This is a genomic window from Spirosoma sp. (assembly GCF_048594605.1).
Lineage (GTDB): Bacteria > Bacteroidota > Bacteroidia > Cytophagales > Spirosomataceae > Spirosoma.
The window spans coordinates 21,571-38,494 of record NZ_JBMDWV010000201.1; the positions used below are offsets into that span (position 1 = coordinate 21,571).

A 16,924-nucleotide genomic window follows, 5' to 3' on the forward strand; every position below is an offset into this window, starting at 1 on the left:
TTTTGTCATTTTTGTTTGGGCATTTGTATTGATGACTGGTATACGCTACTTTTCCTACCAGTCTTTCCACTATATACTTTCAACCAACGTCAACGTAATGAATCTTGATTTAACCGGGAAAACGGCCCTTGTTTGTGGAAGTACGCAAGGTATTGGGCGTGCTACGGCAGTCGAATTGGCTCTGTTAGGCGCTAACGTAGTGCTTATGGCTCGAAATGAAGAAGCCTTAAAAAGGGCTTTGGCAGATCTAACCACCAAGAGCGATCAAACCCATCGTTACATCGTAGCTGATTTCAGCCAACCGAATGCTGTGAAAAAAGGGATTACTGATTATTTATACAGATTTCCTGACCTGGAAATTCTTATAAATAATACGGGTGGTCCGGCCGGGGGGCCAATCGTAGAAGCTAAGCCGGAGGAATTCATACAGGCTTTTCATAATCACCTTGTTAACAACCAAACTTTGGTTCAGGCAGCTTTTCCAGCAATGAAACGAGCTGGCTACGGACGTATCGTCAATATTATCTCTACCTCAGTTAAGCAGCCAATTGTTGGGTTAGGCGTTTCAAATACAATTCGTGGGGCAGTAGCACAGTGGGCCAAAACACTGTCGCTGGAAATTGCTTCCTTCGGCATTACGATCAATAACGTACTACCCGGTTACACTGAAACGGCTCGACTGGAATCGATGCTAAGTATGCGTGCCAAATCATCAGGTAAAACAGAGAATGAAATTGCGGCTCAAATGAAAAGTGAAATTCCTACCGGACGTTTTGTAACGCCGGAGGAGGTAGCCTCAGCGGTGGCGTTTCTTTGCACACCTGCAGCGGCCTCAATTAACGGTATTAATGTACCAGTTGATGGTGGCAGAACAGGAAGCCTCTAGATAAGTTATCAGCGCAGAATGAGCGAAAGTGACATTAAATGGTAGACTTACAAGTTATACCAAACTGTTTTTAAACGCATAGGCTACCATACCCGCTGTATTTTTGGTACCAGTTTTTTCAAGAATACGTAGTCGGTGCCCCTCAACAGTACGGGGACTCAGGAATATTTTTTCGCTGATTTCATTGGTCGACAGCCCTTCACAGATTAGCGAAAGCACTTCTTTTTCACGTTCAGATAAAAGAATTTTACTATTGTAGAACGCATTCACAGGCTTCATCACTTCCCGCTTATTTGTCATTCTACGTAGCATTGCCTTCGAAACGAACTCGTTCAGATAGACGCCCTCATCCATTACTTTTCGAACTGCTTTCTCTACTTCTCCAGCTTCTGCATCTTTGAGTAAATAACCACTAACGCCTTTTTCCAACAAATGCAGCACCATACGATCTTCATCATGCATAGTCAGCACAACGATTTTTATCAGTGGATAATGCTCGCGCATGTAGTCGGCAGTAGCGGTGCCGTCCATAACCGGCATCTGCAAATCAAGTAGAACAACATCAGGCGTTTTACGGGCTATTTTGTCAATCAGTTCCTGCCCATTTCCTGCTTCCAGAATTAGTTCAAAATCCTGGATTTGCCCAAGAATGGTGGCCATGCCGACGCGAAACAACGTATGGTCGTCGCAGAGAGCCAGTTTAATTTTTCGCATAGAGTAGCAAGAGTTAAAGGTCGATGCATAATTAGTCGCAGTCAGCGGCTATACAGCAAACAAATTAACTCAATAAATCGACAGGCTGCGCATCGCGAAGCCCTACTTGTACATGAATCTGCGAGCCACGGCCGGGCGCTACGTCGAACGTTACGTGCCCATTTACTACGTTAAGACGGCTCTCTATGGTTCGCAATCCGAGCCCCCCCTGTCGATTCTCCATAATCGCGTCGAAATCAAAGCCAATTCCATCGTCAACAACCGACAAGCGCACCTCATTATCGAAACAGATAAGCTGAATCGTAATGTGTTCAGCCCGTGCATGTCGAATCGCATTATTCACCAGTTCCTGCGTAATTCGGTAAAGCATTAACTCAAGAGGAGCAGGTAATTGTACAGGCGTCTCGGGGTAATTTAACTGCACTTCCAGATCGCCATCAGTGGCCCGATCGGCTAGTTCTTCCAGCGCAGCCAGCAACCCGAACCGTTCAAGTGTTGTAGGAACCAGATTCCGACTGATACGTCGAACATTAGTCATCGTTTCATCGATCATTGATCTGGTTTTCTGAAACTCAAAACCTACCTGCAGTTCCCCTCCCAGTTTCTGTTCTAACTGATTCAAACTCATTTTAGTAATCGATAACATCGTTCCGATACCGTCATGCATGTCTTCGGCCAGACGTTTTCGCTCTTCTTCCTGCCCCCGGAACGTAGCAGCCATAAGTTCGCGTCGGTGTTGTGCCTGTAGTTCTTTAAGAGCCAGCTGTTGTTTTGCCTGTTTTTGCTGATAATACGCCACGAAGATGATGATGAATACAGCCATCATCAGCAACACAGCCGTACCAACGGCAATCATAAAACTGGAATCAATTGACATTAGAATTATTTATAGTTCGAGTTGAGTGCGATTAAAGTAAAATTGACTAAATATAGCCTGAATACCAATCCTTTGCCTTTACAATTGAGTAAATGGCAACATATGCCAGCAATAAAAGCCACGGGAAAGATACTACCACGCTATGCGATACAGAGCGCCGTATTTCTTAAAATAATGGATTAATCCCTATCATAACCGATCTCATGTCTGGCCCCTTCGGCCTTTTAATCTTTCACAAAGAAAAATGTCCGAGGCAACTCCTTTGGTGTAGCATAGGGGATTTATCAAAAACAGGTAATCGTCAGTCATTGCTGACCAGATTTGAATGATCGCCTGCTTCGCTAAAATGTAACCCAATGGTAGCCAGAACGCAGAAAATAATGAATATGATCTCCTGAAAATTCCAGTAAAAATCGAACGTTTCGTAAGCCGATGCAGCTCCAAAATTGAACAGGTCTTTTCCAAATAGAAAGATAAAGAAGGTACCAGCTGCATAAAGCAACAAACCGGCACTCACCCAGAATAGGTCATGCCGTAGAATGTTACGTATTAATGCTTCATTAAGTAGATTGTTGAGATATATAAGTACCGTGATAATTATAAACAGACGAGTCAGGGTCAGATTACCCACTGATATAGTTTGACCAGAATAAAAAAGTAGATTTATGACCAGGCAACCCACCGCAAACCAAAGGAATTTCTTCGCGTATTTTGGCATGCCAAACCCGTAGATAATAGCAACAATTCCAATTTCAAAGAATGACAGTAAGTTGAATAAATATAGATTGTTCTCTCGTTTCAGACTGTGCACTAAGGCAATACTATCTTTCAAAAAATAAGATAAAAAGAAAATTACTACCCATTTCATCGATGCCGTTAGATGGTTTCCACGGAGCAAACCGACGAATACAGGTAGTAAGGCAAAGAGCGGGGAAATAAAATCTAATGGGTAACTAATTATTAGATCTGTTAGGGTTTCCCACATAATACGTCTTAATTCTTGCAGTGAGGTGGACACACAGGGCCGTCGCCCAGAGCCCTCATACTTCCGGCACCTGCCGGCATGTCTTTCAGCCCAGATTTATCGTCAAGGATAGGTATATCCTTTCCTTTAGCATCAACCCCCGTAAGTAGTACGCGGGGTATGAGCTGCCCTTCACCTGCCTCTGATGGTCTGCCATTGGCATCCTCCCAACGTTTAGCCTGATGAATCCGTAAACCCACACAACCAGGTAAATTTAGCAGGCGTTGAACCTGCTCTATACCAAAAAATTCAGATTGAACGTATTCATCGGCCTTAAGGCCGACCTCTACTTTACGTTTACGATAAGCGCCCTTCATAGCCTCCGTTTCTTGTATATCAAGAATACGGCCAGCATCTTTTGTGAAAATACTCATACAAACAAAATTTAGAACAACGTACTAAAGGGTGGATAAAAGTCAGAAAGCGGCTCTAACCTACAACACATGCTTGTTTAACACAACATAAGGGAAAGCATATCACATGAAGCTAACATTGTCATTTACAGATTTTTAATCCATAAAATACATTTTCTAACACGTATTTCTACGTACCAAAGTGCGGACTTTTGCCTATTCTGCCATTAACACCTAAAATCCGGGTTTCTGCGCTCAAAGACTCTGGATTGATCTGTTACTTTTGTAACGTAACGGGCTGAGCCAATTCAAAACGATTTTTCTCATCTCATAGGTTAGGTCAACAAAAAGGCCGAAGCAAATTGCTTCGGCCTTTTTCTATTTGTACTAATCAATTATACCGATTTCTATTTCAGCAGATTCAACAAATAAGCTCCGTATCCACTTTTGACTAAAGGTTTTGCAATGTCGGCAAGTTGGTTAGCATCAATAAATTTCATGCGGTAGGCGATTTCCTCGATACAACCAATTTTTAAGCCCTGCCGCTCCTCAATTACATGGACAAACTGACCTGCCTGTATTAGTGATTCAAACGTACCCGTATCAAGCCAGGCCGTGCCTCTATCCAATACGCCAACTTTCAATTTGCCGCGTTCCAGATAAACCCGGTTCACGTCCGTAATTTCCAACTCTCCTCGTGGAGATGGCTTGATGTTTTTCGCAATCTCCACTACGTCATTGTCGTAGAAATACAATCCCGGCACTGCATAGTTCGATTTAGGCGTTGTCGGCTTCTCTTCAATGGACAGTACGTTAAACTGATCATCAAACTCAACGACGCCATAACGCTCCGGATCATGTACCTGATAGGCGTAAACAACCCCCCCCTCAGGATCATTGTTAGCCTGAAGCAGCTTTGATAAGCCTGATCCGTAAAAAATATTGTCTCCTAATACCAGTGCGACTTTATCATCGCCAATAAATTCTTCACCTATAATAAAGGCCTGAGCCAGGCCATCGGGACTGGGCTGTACGGCATAACTGAATTTACAGCCAATACGTGTTCCATCACCCAGTAATTTTTCAAAGTGGGGTAAATCGTGTGGCGTCGAAATAATCAGAATTTCGCGAATACCCGCCAGCATCAGAATAGACAGGGGGTAATAAATCATGGGCTTATCATAAACAGGCATAAGCTGTTTTGAAACGGCCAGTGTAAGTGGATGAAGACGTGTACCAGAGCCTCCGGCAAGTATGATTCCTTTCATAGTATGGTATGGGGCAGAGGGCATGGGGCTAAGAATACTTGGTGCTATGTACCCTCAGCCCCATGCTCTTTACCTTTTATCGATTCGCGTACATTCCCTGATAATAACTCTGATAGGCCCCCGACGTTACGTTGTCCAGCCATGCCTGATTGGCCAGAAACCAGTCAACGGTTTTTTCAAGGCCTTCTTCAAACTGAAGCGAAGGCTCCCAACCTAGCTCATTCATAATTTTGTGGGCATCGATTGCGTAACGAAGATCATGACCAGCGCGGTCAGTTACGTATGTAATAAGCTTAGCCGAAGTTCCTTCAGGGCGTTCCAATTTACGGTCCATTATCTGACACAGCAGATTAACAAGATCAATGTTTTTCCACTCATTGAAACCACCAATGTTGTAGGTTTCGCCTAATTTTCCTTTGTGAAAAACGGCGTCGATAGCCCGGGCATGATCAACGACAAACAACCAGTCCCGGACGTTTTCACCTTTTCCATAAACTGGCAATGGCTTGTTGTTTCGAATGTTGTGAATCATCAACGGTATCAGCTTTTCAGGAAAATGATTCGGTCCGTAATTATTCGAACAGTTCGATAAGACAACCGGTAGCTTGTAGGTATTACCATAAGCCCGCACAAAGTGATCCGATGCCGCTTTGGACGCCGAATAAGGAGACTGCGGGTCATATGACGTTTCTTCCGTAAAGAAGTCCTCCGGATTATGCAGCGATCCATATACTTCATCCGTCGATACATGGTAGAATCGCTTTCCTTCATAGGCGGACGCCCCTTCGGTGCCAGCCCAGCTATTTTTAGCGGCATTAAGCAGATTTACCGTTCCTACAACATTCGTCATCACGAACGACATGGGGTCGGTGATCGATCGATCTACGTGCGACTCAGCCGCCAGGTGAATAACGCCATCCAGAGATAACTCAGCGAACATATCTTCCAGAAATTTCGCATCCGTAATATCCCCCTTAATAAATGTATAATTTGGAGCATTTTCGATATCTGACAGGTTAGCCAGATTACCGGCATAAGTCAGTGCATCAAGATTGTAAATCTGGTACTCTGGATATTTCGTAACAAACAAGCGTACTACGTGAGATCCAATAAAACCGGCTCCCCCAGTGATAAGTATTTTTTTCATGACTCAATGTTTCAAATTTCAGGTGCAGTTAATGAGCTTTTTCCTGAAACTAGTTTAACCTAATCTTTTTTGCCACGCCCACGCATCACGTAATGATTCGGATAACGACCGTTGGGCTGTCCAGTTTAATACGCTATTGGCTTTCGTTACGTCTGCGTATACCTTTTCTACATCACCTGGTCGGCGGGGCCCTACCGAATAATTCACTTTAACGCCCGTAGTTTCTTCAAACGTTTTAATAACATTCAATACGGTTTCGCCACGGCCTGTGCCAATATTGATTACATCATAAGAACAGGCTGTGTCTTCGTTCATAAGTTTCTTCAATGCCTGCACGTGCGCATCAGCCAAGTCCATTACGTCGATATAATCGCGAATGCACGTACCATCAGGCGTATTGTAGTCGTCACCGTACACTGTCAGGCCGGGACGAATACCCGCAGCAGTCTGCGTAATAAATGGTATTAAGTTGGCCGGAACGCCCAAGGGTAATTCACCGATTTGAGCCGACGGATGGGCCCCGATTGGATTAAAGTAACGTAACGCCAACGCTTTGACAGGAACCTTTGCCCGAACGGCATCACGAATGATATCTTCTCCTATAGCCTTTGTATTGCCATATGGCGACTGGGCCGGTAGTCGGGGGGTTTCTTCGGTTACTGGTAAATGCTCTGGCTGACCATATACGGTGCAGGAGGATGAGAAGACCAGATTGGGCACTTTGAAAGCCGACATCAGTTCCAGTAATAGCAGCAACGAGTCGAGATTGTTACGGTAGTATTTCAAAGGCTCAGCGACTGATTCGCCAACCGCTTTATAGGCAGCAAAGTGAATCACACCGATGGGCTTTTCTCTCTGAAAAATGCGTTCCATCTCGCCTTCGTCATTGCAATCAACGGGGTAGCATGCTACGTCGCGATCCAAGATTGTGCGTAAGCCTGTTAAAACTGAACGTTCAGAATTCGAAAAATCATCGATTATAACCGGTTCAAAACCAGCGTTAACTAATGAAACGACCGTATGCGAGCCAATAAATCCGGCTCCACCCGTAACAAGAATTTTGGAGGAAATGCCTGAAGAAGTCAAACCGTTTTTTATAAAAATTTTGTTGCTACTTTGTTTCCGTTACTCGTAAAACCAGACAAAAGTAGTATATTCAGGAGGTTTCCGAAACAGTTTTTATTTTGGGGTTACCTAATAAAGTTAATTGTAACGCATGAACGACAATGAATTGAAAGCGCTGATTTCGCTTTTAGACGATGAAGACCAGGAGGTAGTCGAGCATGTCGAACAACAAATTCGGCAGATGGGTGGGCAGATGATTCCCTTTCTGGAATCTGAGTGGGAAGGTAGTTTTAATCCTGAATTGCAAAAACGTATTGAAGAAATTATTCATGATCTTCAGTACGAATCGGTTCTGGAGCGCATGCGCGACTGGAAAAACGGTGGCGCTATGGACTTACTTGAAGGACTTTGGATCATTGCTACGTATCAGTATCCTGACTTATCCCTTAATAAATTAAAACAAGACGTAGAGCAACTGTTCTATGACGTATGGGTAGACTTTAAACCCGATATGCATCCTGATGAGCAGATCAGGGCCATGAACAGCGCTTTTTTCTCAAAATTGAAATTCGCTCCTAATACAAAGCATTTTCATTCCCCAGCCAATTCAATGATTAATCAGGTACTCGAATCGCGTCGTGGTAATCCTATTACGCTATGTGTACTGTATATGCTCATTGCCAAGCGCTTAAACTTACCGGTTTATGGCGTCAATTTACCTAACCTGTTCGTACTTACGTATAAAAATAACAACGGCGTTCAGTTTTATATAAACGTATTCAACCGGGGGTTAATTTTCACAACGAAAGACATCGACCAGTATATTGACCAACTGAATATCAACCGGTTAGACACATTTTATCAACCTTGTACCAATGCGGACATCGTTCGGCGAGTGCTACGTAATTTGACGCTGGCGTTTGAGAAAAATGGTGATGTTGAGCGGGTTCAGGAAGTTGAAAGAATCCTCCAAACTGTTCAGGATGACGGCGATGGGCTACCCCTGTCGGATTATACGCAACGGTAAAAAGTCGTAGAGCCATAAAGTTATAGAGTCGGATAGTTCTTTGCCAACTCTATAACTTTTTAACTCAATACGCCACCGCCAGAAGACCCGGTCCGGTTCGAAAACAACGAATCATTAACTGCTCCTCATGGTCGGGCAAACGCACATGACCAACCAATTGATCTTCATGATCAGCAAAGGGTTCTATATGTAAATGGTCCCGAAAGGTAAGCTGACGTTTTCCATATAGTTTGTACAGAGCTTCTTTGGCACACCAGTAAACCGCCAATCGATTAAGATCGCTGGCTGCGTGCGTAATTTCCTTATCAGATAGAACTCTTGGCACGACCCGCCTGAATTGGTCTCGAATTGGCTCGATATCAATGCCAACCGGCCGGGACCGATGGAGCACAGCAGCCGCCCATCCAGTTGTATGTGACAAAGAGATATGCCAGGGGGAATCAATTAGATGCGGCTTACCGAACTCGTCTTTTTGCAGACCAGCATAAGGTACGCCTTGGGCTTCGACTAATCGCCGGACGGCCAATCGACACGCCAGCCATTCAATACGTTGGGCTGGGTGAGTTATACTGGCTAGCTCTTCACGCTCCGGAATAGTTAGCGACAGAGCGTTTAAAAGTGTGGTTTCATCTTCGACTATAGCCCGAAGTGAAACCATACACTCATTATTTATATCTATTTGATACGTCACAAATCAAAAGTCGGAAGTCATTCGAGAAAATGAAAGGATTGACGACCTTTGATCTTCAACTTATCCATTTTTACTGTGGTTGTAGAAAAAATCGATACGTTTGGTGGGCACAGAGATTGCGTTTATGCACTTGAAACGGGCTTAGAGAGTAATCAATTTTTTTCGGCAGGAGCTGATGGCTTAGTGGTCCGCTGGTATCTTGATCGGCCAGACCGTGGCGATTTGGTTGCCAAAGTTCCGGCTTCAATTTATGCGCTGGCGCTGCATCCGGTCAGTCGATTATTATGGCTAGGGCAGAACTACGAAGGCTTACATCTGATCGATACAGTCAATAAAAGAGAAGTTAATTCGCTAAAACTTACATCCTCGGCTATTTTCGACATCAAATTCTATAAAAGCGACGCCTTTATTGCCTTATCTGATGGCGTTGTTGTGGTGATCGATACGGAACAGCTGGCGGTAAAAAAACATATTAGAGCTTCCGACAAGGCGGCAAGATGTATCGCTATCAATCCAGTAGAACGCGAAATGGCTATTGGTTATAGCGATAATGTAGTGCGTATATTCGATCTGTCTACCCACGCCTTAAAGCATACCCTCAGCGCTCATACGAACTCGGTTTTTACCATTACGTATTCTCCCGACTTTCGCTATCTGCTCACAGCTGGACGCGACGCTCACCTGAGGGTTTGGGACGTAGAGAAAAACTATGCTTTGCAAAATGATATAGTGGCTCATATGTTTGCCATCAATCACCTGACATTCAGCCCAGATAATAGTTTGTTTGCTACAGCCAGTATGGATAAATCGATCAAAATATGGGATGCTAATACGTATCGATTACTAAAAGTTGTGGACCGTGCGCGTCATGCCGGACATGGTACGTCGGTCAATAAATTGCTGTGGACAAATTACCAGCAGGAGCTGCTTTCGGCTAGTGACGATCGAACGATTTCAGTCTGGCAACTGAGTTGATAATTAACCATCAGCTAGCATATTCCTATTTTTCCGGCTATTTTTTGTAAAATCCGTATTATGAGCGTTATTTCACCTCTATCTGTCAATCAATAACGACCAAAACCCTTAGCGCACCAATGAAAATAACGCCTATCGAAATCCGTCAGCACACATTTGAAAAGGGATTGCGCGGTTACAAAACAGAAGATGTTGACTCGTTTCTAACGTCACTAGCCGAAGAGTGGGAACGCATAACCAGCGATTATAAAATGTTGAAAATGCAGCTCGAACTAGCGGAGAAAGAACTAGGCAAGCTGAAAGAAGTGGAAATGACGCTCTTCCGAACGCTGAAAACGGCAGAAGACACAAGCACGCAAATTACGGACCAAGCTAATAAAGCAGGCGAAAAGTATGTTAGTGAAGCCAGGCAAAAAGCGGATGCATTGTTGGCTGATGCTAAAAAGCGGTCTGCACTGATGGTTCAGGATGCTGAAAATCAGGCACGCTATTTAAAGGATAATATTCTGAACGATCTGAAGTCGCTGGAACACGATTTCAAAGCGCTGGAGGGCTACAAAGAAAACTTGGCGATACAAATCCGCACCCTCGCCGGTAATGCGGTCGACAGTGTAGAACGCTTTGAGAAAAAGTTTACCAAGCAGAATCTGAAGGGTAAAATCGACGAAGTGGCTATGCAAATCAAGGAAGAGCAAAAGCAGGCCGATCAGAAAAAATCGGCAGAAAAAGTGCCATCGCCAGATACAGACGATTCAACTAAAGCCTCAGCACCAACCAGTTCTGCCGCCGACTTACCCCCTTTAACGCAGCGTGAGCCATTCGTTCCTGAAGCCATACCGGTTAATGAATCCGTTGTGGAAAAACTCGATGAGGCATTTCAGCACTCCATCCAATCCGAAACAGATCAGAAAGCTCCATCTGAAACAGACGCTACTATTTTAGAAGATAAACAACCGGCTGCTACTCTGGCAGAAGCAAATACACCCGCATCAGAACCTGTTCCTGACAAATCGGCGGAAGAGTCACAGCCTAAAAAAGGAGGTTCATTTTTTGATCAGATTTAAGTAACGTAGTTGTCATCTGCGTTGCTACCATACGTATGGGAACAATCGCATTAGAAGGTCTCGAATTTTTCTCCTATCATGGTTTTTACGATGAGGAACAAAAGATTGGAAATAAGTACTCTGTTGATATTATCGTAACGGCTGATTTCTCAGAAGCTGCCCGGCGCGACCGGCTGAGCGCTACGGTCAATTATGAGGATTTATACCGTATCACGAACGAAGTAATGAAACAACCCGCTCGGCTACTCGAGCACATTGCTCATCAGATTATCCAGCAAATACGCGTAAAATATCCTGATTTGCAGTCTGTTGAGGTTAGCGTATCGAAGTTTAATCCACCGATTGGCGGAGTTTGCCACCGGGCAAAAATTACGTTAAAGGAATAAGTTAGTCATTAGTCAATAATCGTCAATATCTGGCAACTATTGACTAACGACTATTATTTAAACCACCTGCTGCAAGCCCGCGAACGAAATCGACATATGCGAGGCATCGTAAATACACTCGCCATTACGAATAAGTAGTACCTGAGGAGACTCATGCTCTATTCCAAACAGATTCGCAATTTTGTTGGAAATAGGCCGATTTGCCAATAAATCAAGGTAGTACGGCTTCACACCAAGCTGATCGTTCCAGTTGCGCTCCATCCGGCTAAGAGCCATTGCACTAATTGAGCAGCTTGTGCTGTGTTTGAAAATCAACACAGGCTGCTTTACTGACTCTTCTTTAATTGCGTCGAGTTGAGCGTCGCTCGTTAATTTATTCCAGTTCATTATACCAATAGAGGTTCTATTCTACTGGTCGAAAACATATTTGGTAGCTTGAAAAGTTCGTCAATTTTCGGGCGTATACCGCAGCTTTTCAGCCATCTCGGGAGATACAGCCTCCGAGTAGGGACCATAAGCGTCAACCAGAGTTCCTTTATCCCCGTTAGCAGCTTCAATCGCATACAATACCATTTCATCACCCGGATCAGTTTCTCCTTCAAAACGGTAGACATCTACAATATCGAAATCAGCGGGCTGCAACTCGATATTATTGGTCTGGCAGTGCAGTCGATCAGATTTCAGGTTGTAATCCAGTGTAAAACCTTGCTTTCGTAAGCCGTCAAGTGCTTCGGTGAGTGTATCGTAAGCTTTCATGAATGATGGATTTGATAGTGAGTTTGTAGCTTTGTAAATATAACCAACCGCTTATTCGCTTGTTTTCCGGATTCTATAATACTGGCCTTGTTACGTTCCAGTTTCTAATGCGCCTTGTTGCTTCATTCAATCCTAAAGCCCGGCTGTGGGTTGAAGGGCGACGTAACTGGGAACTAGGGTTAGCTCAAAAGCTTGCCGGGAACGTAGCGCCGATTGTTTGGTTCCATGCGGCCTCCCTGGGCGAATTTGAGCAGGGACGCCCTGTGATAGAAGCTTTTCGAAAACAATATCCAGCTTATAAAATTCTGTTGACGTTTTTCTCACCTTCGGGCTATGAAGTGCGAAAAAACTACGAAGGAGCTGATTATATCCTGTATTTACCGGCGGATACGCCTGACAATGCTCATCAATTTATTTCGTTGGTAAAACCTGAAATGGCGTTCTTTATTAAATATGAATTCTGGTACAACTACCTCCGCGAATTGAAATCGGCTAACGTACCAATTCTTTCATTTTCCGCCATTTTCCGGCCAGATCAGCTTTTTTTCAAGTCTTACGGCGGCTTCTATCGCAACATGCTTCACGCCTTCAATCATATTCTGGTTCAGAATCAGGAATCTGTTGATCTACTGAAACGTATTGGTATAGCGAACGTAACGCTGGCTGGCGATACGCGCTTCGACCGGGTTGCACACGTAGCAGCCGCCAGAAAAGAAATACCGCTTGCTGCTACGTTTAAAAATGGCCAACCTCTTTTAGTGGTGGGCAGCGCCTGGCCGGAAGACATGAACGTACTGATTCCGTTTCTGAATACATTTAATCAATCGCTGAAAGTTATCATTGCCCCACATGAAATCCATGATAATGAAATTGAACGCTGGCAAACACAACTAGCAAAACCGTCGGTCCGTTTCTCAAAGGCCAATGAAAATACTATATGTAGTGCGCAGGTCCTTTTTATCGATAATGTGGGTATGCTTTCCTCGCTCTATCAATACGGAGAGTTTGCTTACATTGGCGGGGCGTTCAAACAGGGATTGCATAACATTCTGGAAGCTGCTACGTTCGGTATGCCGTTATTCTTTGGGCCCGAATACAGCAAGTTTCAGGAAGCGGTCGATTTGGTTAACGAAGGTGCTGCTTTCTCAATTAGTAACGTAGCGACGTTCACAGCTTCCTTCTCGAAACAGTATGCAGATTCCTCAGAAGCAGCCCGCATCAGCCGTACCTACGTACAGCGGAACATTGGTGCCACGGCTAAGGTTATGCAAGTTGTCAAACACTTACTAATAACCGAGTAACAGGCAATGATCATTTGCTCCTTTACTCTTTCGCTCTTTAAACATTGAATCAAGGCTTAGTTATACGTTCTACAGGTTCCTGGTATGATGTTCGCAATGCGGATGGGCATATCTTTCAGGGTCGGCTTAAAGGTAAATTCAAGATTAAGGGCCTGAAGGTAACCAATCCTATTGCCGTAGGCGATCGGGTGACATTTGAGGTGGAAGATGAGGCTGAAAATACAGCTATCATTACCGACATCGCCCCCCGCGAAAATTACATTATTCGTCAATCTGTCCATAAAACAGCGCATGGGCATATCCTGGCGGCAAACCTCGACCAGGCAGTTCTGCTCGCTACGTTAACCTTGCCTCGCACTTCGCTGGGCTTTATCGATCGGTTTCTTGTGTCGGCCGAATCGTTTCGGATTCCGACGACTATTGTCTTCAATAAAACGGATATTCTGAACGATGAGGGTTTATCGTATCAGCAGGAAATCATGGACATGTACGAACAGATTGGCTACCAATGCCTGTCTACGTCGGCTACGGAAGGCGAAGGCGTTGATGCGTTTCGTCAGTTACTCGATCACAAAGTTACCTTATTGTCAGGGCATTCGGGAGTTGGCAAATCATCGCTCGTCAACGCCGTAGCGCCCGAACTTAACCTGCGTACCAACGAAGTGTCGACGTTTGCAAACAAAGGCGTGCATACGACCACCTTCGCCGAAATGTTCGAGATTGCGCCGGAGACGTTTATTATCGACACGCCCGGCATTAAGGAATTAGGGTTGATTGATACGTCGAAAGAAGAAATCAGCCATTATTTCCCCGAAATGCGTGAGCGCCTAAATCAGTGTCGTTTCCACAACTGCCTGCACATCAACGAACCCGGTTGCGCGATTAAAGACGCCGTTGCCGAAGGCGAGATTGCTGAAAGCCGTTACATGAGCTATCTCAGCATGATGGAAGGCGAAGATAACAGGCGGTGATCACTCGTAGCGACGCAAGGTATTGCGTCGCTACGTTAGTTCGTCATGGCCGCTAATAAATCAGCCTGCGTAATGATGTGAACCTGTTCTTTTTCGTCGCGCACCAGAAGCGCCTTATTATCGCGATCGATAAGCGATGATAACGCATCGATCGTGTTATCCAAACCGACAAACTTAAACGGCTTATCCATTACGTCACTCACGACGTGGTCTTTTACGTTTGGATCCTCGATGAGCCGATTGAGGATGGTAGAGTCGGTGAGGCTGCCAACAATATGTCCGTTTTCGTCAGTCACGGGAATCTGCGAAATAGCGTAACGATTAAGAACCTGAATAGCCTGACTAACCGACACTCCTGCTCCAATCGTCGTTAACGCTGACTGCCGATCCAGTGCACCGCCGTTTTTGTGATGAATGATGTCGCGGGCCGTTTTGAACGCACGGTGTTCCACGAAACCATGATCTTTCATCCACGTATCGTTGTAAATCTTGGCGAGATAACGGGTGCCGTGATCGGGTAACAGAATCACTAAAACATCATCGTCAGTCAGGTTTTCTTTGGCCCATTCCAGCGCGCCATGCACCGCCGTACCGCACGACCAGCCCACAAATAAACCTTCTTCTCGTGCCAATCGACGGGCCATAATGGCTGCATCTTTATCCGTAACCTTCACAAAATGATCGATCAGGCTGAAATCAACGTTTTGCGGCAGAATATCCTCACCAATCCCTTCGGTCATATACGGATAAATCTCACCTTCGTCGAATATGCCGGTTTCTTTGTATTTCTTGAATACTGAACCATACGTATCAAGACCAATAGAAACGACGTTTGTATTCTGTTCTTTCAGGAATTTCGACGTACCACAGATAGTACCACCCGTGCCAACACCAGCCGCAAAATGCGTGATCTTGCCATCGGTATCGCGCCAGATTTCGGGACCAGTCGTTTCGTAATGAGCTGCTGTATTGGCCAAATTATCGTATTGATTTGGATACAACGAGTTCGGAATGTCGCGATTGAGTTTTTTCGCTACGGAGTAATACGAGCGCGGATCGTCGGGTGCTACGTTCGTGGGGCAAACAACAACCTCAGCGCCAACCGCTCGCAGAATATCGATTTTCTCCTTCGACTGCTTGTCGGCCATTGTGAAGATGCACTTGTAGCCTTTAGCAATAGCCGCCAGCGCCAATCCCATACCTGTATTACCGCTCGTTCCTTCAATGATCGTACCACCAGGTTTCAGCAAACCGCGCGCTTCGGCATCTTCGATCATTCGCACCGCAATACGATCCTTCACCGAATTGCCGGGATTGAAATATTCGACCTTCGCCAAAATTGTTCCCTTGATGCCTTTCGTGACTTTGTTAAGTTTCACCAGCGGTGTATTCCCGATAGTGTCAATAATGGAAGTATGGTAGTTCATGTTGGTACTTAGCAGTTTAGCCAGGTAATGGCGTTTCGCACTATGATTTATTCAAGTAAACGCCGGAATCAATTAGTTCGTTTGGCAAAACCGCCTATAGACTACGTAACGGTTCGTCACGGGTTTACAACCGTTCAACACGTGGTTCTGCGCTTTCATGCAAGCCACTATTTATGAGATGTTTAACGAGCTATACCTTTGAGCCATTCTTTTTAACCACAACGGCGAACCGCCATCACAACACAAATACGAACGACTCATGAAAACGCTTGCACATTCACTACTAACAGCTCTGCTTTTGAGCACAGCTACATTTGCTTCAACAGCTGCTACCACACCAACAGCCGCTAACCCAACCGTAACAACGGAATCGTATAAAGCCGCTGTATTTCCAGCAGCAAGTCCATCCAAATTAAATGTATTCGTTGAGCGGACACCAGGTCAGATGATGATCGTTTCGCTGAAAGGTACCGATGGTAAAGTACTAGCGAGACAACTGGTCAATAAAAAGCAAGGGAACTTCCGCTTCCAGTTTGATATGTCAGATCTTCAGGATGGCACTTACAGCGTTGAGCTTTCTTCTGGCAACGACGTAACCGTTTACCCTGTTACGTTAGCGACTCAACCCGTACAAACACCAACCCGTACGATCGCAATCAATTAATCCACTAATACAAATAAAGACAACAGCCACGGTCGCAAGATCGTGGCTGTTGTCTTTATTTTTTAGAAACAAACGCTTTTAGTTCGCCATTTGCGTAGCGCGCATCAGCACGGTATTGTCGGGGTCGATGACAACGGTGGTGGGTTTCGTTGCCAGTGGGATGGTAAACATCTGGCTTTGCTCGTTCATAAGTAAGCGGGCGCTACGTTGCAGTTCACGGCCGTTGCTGCCCCGAATGCTGAATGTCAACGGAATGACAAAATTCCCGTTACGTTGTGTCTGACGAACATCAATCACCAGCGCTTTTTTGGTGGCATCATACCGCGAG

General features: G+C 44.9%; 19 protein-coding genes and 1 pseudogene. 8 read left to right on the forward strand and 12 right to left on the reverse strand.

Features of this window, described 5'->3' with window-relative positions; genetic code table 11:
* The first annotated feature begins 97 nt into the window (after positions 1 to 97).
* Positions 98 to 886, forward strand: a complete 789-nt coding sequence (locus tag ACOJS8_RS12610) for an SDR family oxidoreductase (protein ID WP_420148895.1) — start codon at positions 98 to 100, stop codon at positions 884 to 886.
* A gap of 54 nt (positions 887 to 940) precedes the next feature.
* Here ACOJS8_RS12610 and ACOJS8_RS12615 read toward each other — a convergent pair whose 3' ends face one another.
* The 7 genes from ACOJS8_RS12615 to galE form a co-directional block, all read right to left on the reverse strand.
* The gene (locus tag ACOJS8_RS12615; RefSeq protein WP_420148896.1) at positions 941 to 1,600 is read right to left on the reverse strand and encodes a response regulator; all 660 of its coding nucleotides are present in this window, start codon (positions 1,598 to 1,600) and stop codon (positions 941 to 943) included.
* 64 nt (positions 1,601 to 1,664) lie between these two features.
* Positions 1,665 to 2,477, reverse strand: coding sequence for a sensor histidine kinase (locus ACOJS8_RS12620; protein ID WP_420148897.1), 813 nt, complete (start codon positions 2,475 to 2,477; stop codon positions 1,665 to 1,667).
* A 301-nt stretch (positions 2,478 to 2,778) separates the two neighbouring features.
* Positions 2,779 to 3,345, reverse strand: coding sequence for a hypothetical protein (locus ACOJS8_RS12625; RefSeq protein ID WP_420148898.1), 567 nt, complete (start codon positions 3,343 to 3,345; stop codon positions 2,779 to 2,781).
* A 125-nt stretch (positions 3,346 to 3,470) separates the two neighbouring features.
* Positions 3,471 to 3,875, reverse strand: coding sequence for a hypothetical protein (locus tag ACOJS8_RS12630; RefSeq protein WP_420148899.1), 405 nt, complete (start codon positions 3,873 to 3,875; stop codon positions 3,471 to 3,473).
* 386 nt (positions 3,876 to 4,261) lie between these two features.
* The gene (gene rfbA, locus ACOJS8_RS12635) at positions 4,262 to 5,122 is read right to left on the reverse strand and encodes a glucose-1-phosphate thymidylyltransferase RfbA (RefSeq protein WP_420148900.1); all 861 of its coding nucleotides are present in this window, start codon (positions 5,120 to 5,122) and stop codon (positions 4,262 to 4,264) included.
* 76 nt (positions 5,123 to 5,198) lie between these two features.
* Positions 5,199 to 6,269 (reverse strand): dTDP-glucose 4,6-dehydratase, encoded by a 1,071-nt coding sequence (gene rfbB, locus ACOJS8_RS12640; RefSeq protein ID WP_420148901.1) that lies wholly within the window; start codon positions 6,267 to 6,269, stop codon positions 5,199 to 5,201.
* A 54-nt stretch (positions 6,270 to 6,323) separates the two neighbouring features.
* Positions 6,324 to 7,355 carry a UDP-glucose 4-epimerase GalE gene (gene galE, locus ACOJS8_RS12645; protein WP_420148902.1) on the reverse strand — a complete coding sequence of 344 codons (1,032 nt, stop codon included), beginning with the start codon at positions 7,353 to 7,355 and terminating at the stop codon, positions 6,324 to 6,326.
* A 130-nt stretch (positions 7,356 to 7,485) separates the two neighbouring features.
* Here galE and ACOJS8_RS12650 point away from each other — a divergent pair, with 130 nt between their 5' ends.
* Entirely contained in the window at positions 7,486 to 8,361 is an 876-nt protein-coding gene (locus tag ACOJS8_RS12650; RefSeq protein WP_420148903.1) for a transglutaminase-like domain-containing protein, read from the forward strand.
* A gap of 64 nt (positions 8,362 to 8,425) precedes the next feature.
* Here ACOJS8_RS12650 and ACOJS8_RS12655 read toward each other — a convergent pair whose 3' ends face one another.
* Positions 8,426 to 9,019, reverse strand: a complete 594-nt coding sequence (locus tag ACOJS8_RS12655) for a 4'-phosphopantetheinyl transferase family protein (RefSeq protein WP_420148904.1) — start codon at positions 9,017 to 9,019, stop codon at positions 8,426 to 8,428.
* A gap of 108 nt (positions 9,020 to 9,127) precedes the next feature.
* Between ACOJS8_RS12655 and ACOJS8_RS12660 the strand changes: the two genes are divergently transcribed.
* The 3 genes from ACOJS8_RS12660 to folB all read left to right on the forward strand — a co-directional run bounded on the left by ACOJS8_RS12660 (position 9,128) and on the right by folB (position 11,477).
* The gene (locus ACOJS8_RS12660; protein ID WP_420148905.1) at positions 9,128 to 10,027 is read left to right on the forward strand and encodes a WD40 repeat domain-containing protein; all 900 of its coding nucleotides are present in this window, start codon (positions 9,128 to 9,130) and stop codon (positions 10,025 to 10,027) included.
* Between the two features lie 119 nt (positions 10,028 to 10,146).
* Positions 10,147 to 11,091 carry a DivIVA domain-containing protein gene (locus ACOJS8_RS12665; protein ID WP_420148906.1) on the forward strand — a complete coding sequence of 315 codons (945 nt, stop codon included), beginning with the start codon at positions 10,147 to 10,149 and terminating at the stop codon, positions 11,089 to 11,091.
* A 35-nt stretch (positions 11,092 to 11,126) separates the two neighbouring features.
* A complete protein-coding gene (folB, locus tag ACOJS8_RS12670) occupies positions 11,127 to 11,477 on the forward strand; it encodes a dihydroneopterin aldolase (RefSeq protein WP_420148907.1) in 351 nt (116 codons plus the stop codon).
* Between the two features lie 57 nt (positions 11,478 to 11,534).
* Here the strand turns inward: folB and ytxJ are convergent, their stop codons facing one another.
* Together ytxJ and ACOJS8_RS12680 are read right to left on the reverse strand one after the other, a co-directional pair.
* Positions 11,535 to 11,864, reverse strand: coding sequence for a bacillithiol system redox-active protein YtxJ (gene ytxJ / locus ACOJS8_RS12675; protein WP_420148908.1), 330 nt, complete (start codon positions 11,862 to 11,864; stop codon positions 11,535 to 11,537).
* A gap of 60 nt (positions 11,865 to 11,924) precedes the next feature.
* Positions 11,925 to 12,233 (reverse strand): phosphoribosylpyrophosphate synthetase, encoded by a 309-nt coding sequence (locus ACOJS8_RS12680; protein WP_420148909.1) that lies wholly within the window; start codon positions 12,231 to 12,233, stop codon positions 11,925 to 11,927.
* Between the two features lie 59 nt (positions 12,234 to 12,292).
* On the opposite strand from ACOJS8_RS12680, the gene ACOJS8_RS12685 reads away from it, so the two are divergent.
* On the forward strand, positions 12,293 to 13,534 hold the full coding sequence (locus ACOJS8_RS12685) for a 3-deoxy-D-manno-octulosonic acid transferase (RefSeq protein ID WP_420148910.1): 1,242 nt from the start codon (positions 12,293 to 12,295) through the stop codon (positions 13,532 to 13,534).
* A gap of 44 nt (positions 13,535 to 13,578) precedes the next feature.
* Positions 13,579 to 14,505 carry a ribosome small subunit-dependent GTPase A gene (gene rsgA, locus ACOJS8_RS12690; protein WP_420148911.1) on the forward strand — a complete coding sequence of 309 codons (927 nt, stop codon included), beginning with the start codon at positions 13,579 to 13,581 and terminating at the stop codon, positions 14,503 to 14,505.
* 35 nt (positions 14,506 to 14,540) lie between these two features.
* Here rsgA and ACOJS8_RS12695 read toward each other — a convergent pair whose 3' ends face one another.
* Positions 14,541 to 15,932, reverse strand: coding sequence for a cystathionine beta-synthase (locus tag ACOJS8_RS12695; RefSeq protein ID WP_420148912.1), 1,392 nt, complete (start codon positions 15,930 to 15,932; stop codon positions 14,541 to 14,543).
* 259 nt (positions 15,933 to 16,191) lie between these two features.
* Between ACOJS8_RS12695 and ACOJS8_RS12700 the strand changes: the two genes are divergently transcribed.
* On the forward strand, positions 16,192 to 16,596 hold the full coding sequence (locus tag ACOJS8_RS12700; protein WP_420148913.1) for a hypothetical protein: 405 nt from the start codon (positions 16,192 to 16,194) through the stop codon (positions 16,594 to 16,596).
* A 78-nt stretch (positions 16,597 to 16,674) separates the two neighbouring features.
* Here the strand turns inward: ACOJS8_RS12700 and ACOJS8_RS12705 are convergent.
* Positions 16,675 to 16,924: pseudogene (locus ACOJS8_RS12705) on the reverse strand (M1 family peptidase); the annotation flags it as partial.